The following is a 2,563-nucleotide window of genomic DNA, read 5'->3' on the forward strand; positions in this document are numbered from 1 at the left end:
TTAAAATACCAATAACGGGTCTAATAAAGAGTAAAAGTGTTCCAATTTCTGCAGATTTAACCTCATTATATAACATTACTTCTTTTGCGTAGAGCGAGAAAACATCTGTAATTTTGTAGCCAACATAAGCACACAAAATAATAACCATTAACAACCAAACAGATGGTATTTTTAATACCGTTTTTATTTGATGCGTAGAGATAGACTGTAGTTGTATTTCTTCTTCTTTAATTTCTTTAGATTTTAAAAAGAACCATACAATTATGCCAATTACAACAATTATGGCAGACGTTACCCAAACAATGTAATTAAATGCTTCTGCTCTATTTGCTAAACTTGCAAATTCTACAGAACCAATTATAAATAAAGAAAATATAAAAACTCCTAAGGCTCCAAAACTAGCACCAACTAAACCTCTGCCACCATCTAAAAAGCCAAATGCTTTACCTTGAGAAGTATTTCCGCCCCAAACACGAGTAGCTTTTATCATTGGTGCCCAAAACAAAAAAATGGTTGTAAAACCCCAATAACCGTACAATACTTTTAGTACAAAATAGCTAGGGTTTGCAGCAAGTACTAATCCGCCTAAAGCAGTAGAAAATAAAGCAATGGCAATTAGCTTTCTAGGAGGAAATTTATCTGCAATTGGTCCGCCTAATAAATAAGAACCCATTGCAACAAAACCGTAAACAGAAAAGCAAGTTCCTAGTTCTAAATTTGTGAGATTAAAAACCTCTAAAACTGTAGGTCTAAAAACTCTAGCTAAAACAAAAGGTAATATAAACACTGCTTCTCCTGATAATATTAGGAGAAACAGGTATAACCAATTATGTTGTTTTTTAGTGTCGATATATAATTTAATTGTGGTGTATTGCTAGTTTAAACCTGTATTACTCCTAAGTTAAAAGGCTTTTCAATAGGAGCGTGGTTTGCAGCTTCTATACCCATAGAGATCCATTTTCTTGTATCTAATGGGTCTATTACACCGTCAGTCCAAATACGAGAAGCAGCATAATATGGAGATATTTGCTCATCATATCTTGCTTTTACTTTGTCAAATAATTCTTTTTCTTTTTTCTCGTCTATTTCTTCTCCTTTTTTAAGTAAAGAAGCTTTTTCAATTTGCATTAAAACTTTAGCTGCAGAGTTACCACTCATTACAGCAAGTTCTGCACTTGGCCAAGCAGCAATTAACCTAGGGTCGTATGCTTTACCACACATAGCATAATTACCAGCGCCATAACTATTACCAATAACAATTGTAAATTTTGGTACAACAGAGTTACTAACAGCATTTACCATTTTAGCACCATCTTTAATTATACCGCTATGCTCACTTTTACTACCTACCATAAAACCAGTAACATCTTGTAAAAATACAAGCGGAATTTTCTTTTGGTTGCAATTTGCTATAAAACGGGTAGATTTGTCTGCGCTGTCATTATAAATAACACCACCAAATTGCATTTCTCCTTTTTTGGTTTTTACAAGCTTACGTTGGTTTGCAACAATACCAACAGCCCAACCATTTATACGAGCATACCCTGTAATTATAGTTTTTCCGTAACCTTCTTTGTATTCTTCAAACTCAGAATCATCAACCAAACGCTTAATAATTTCAAGCATATCATACTGGTCACTTCTAGATTTTGGCAAAATACCATAAATATCTTTAGGGTCTAATTTTGGCTTTTTAGCTTCAATTCTGTTAAAACCAGCTTTATCAAAATCACCAATTTTATTTACTATTTTTTTAATTTTATCTAAAGCATCAGCATCATCTTTAGCTTTGTAATCTGTAACACCAGATATTTCGCAATGTGTAGTTGCACCACCTAAAGTTTCATTATCAATACTTTCACCAATAGCCGCTTTTACAAGGTAGCTGCCAGCTAAAAATATACTAGCTGTTTTGTCTACAATTAAAGCTTCATCACTCATAATTGGCAAATAAGCACCACCAGCAACACAACTTCCCATTACTGCAGAAATTTGAGTAATTCCCATACTACTCATCACAGCATTGTTTCTAAAAATACGTCCAAAGTGTTCTTTGTCTGGGAAAATTTCATCTTGCATAGGTAAATAAACACCAGCGCTATCTACCAAGTAAATAATTGGTAGTCTATTTTCTATGGCAATTTCTTGCGCTCTTAAATTCTTTTTTCCGGTAATAGGAAACCAAGCACCAGCTTTTACAGTAGCATCATTAGCAACAACTATGCATTGCTTGCCTTGTACGTAACCTATTTTAATATCAACTCCTCCAGATGGGCAACCACCGTGCTCTTTATACATACCTTCACCGGCAAAAGCAGCAATCTCTATAGCATCTGCTTTATCATCTAAAAGGTAATCTATACGCTCTCTGGCTGTCATTTTGCCTTTAGCGTGTTGTTTTTCAATTTTACTTTTGCCACCACCCAACTTTACTTTACTTAATTTATGTTTTAAATCTGATAAAAGAAGTTTGTTGTGATCCTCGTTCTTATTGAAATTTATATCCATTCTGTAAAAATTGCTTTAGACCATAAAGATAAGTGGAATAATATATATGATATTA

At 33.5% G+C, this 2,563-nt stretch carries 2 protein-coding genes; both read right to left on the reverse strand.

Annotated features, from left to right (window positions below; all coding sequences use genetic code 11):
• On the reverse strand, nucleotides 1-850 hold an 850-nt coding region (locus tag ABJD66_RS01040), incomplete at its 3' end, for an MFS transporter (protein WP_348127245.1).
• A 29-nt stretch (nucleotides 851-879) separates the two neighbouring features.
• A complete protein-coding gene (locus ABJD66_RS01045) occupies nucleotides 880-2,508 on the reverse strand; it encodes a carboxyl transferase domain-containing protein (protein ID WP_348127242.1) in 1,629 nt (542 codons plus the stop codon).
• Nucleotides 2,509-2,563 lie beyond the last annotated feature (55 nt).

Source organism: Cellulophaga sp. (assembly GCF_039943695.1).
Taxonomy (GTDB): Bacteria; Bacteroidota; Bacteroidia; order Flavobacteriales; family Flavobacteriaceae; genus Cellulophaga.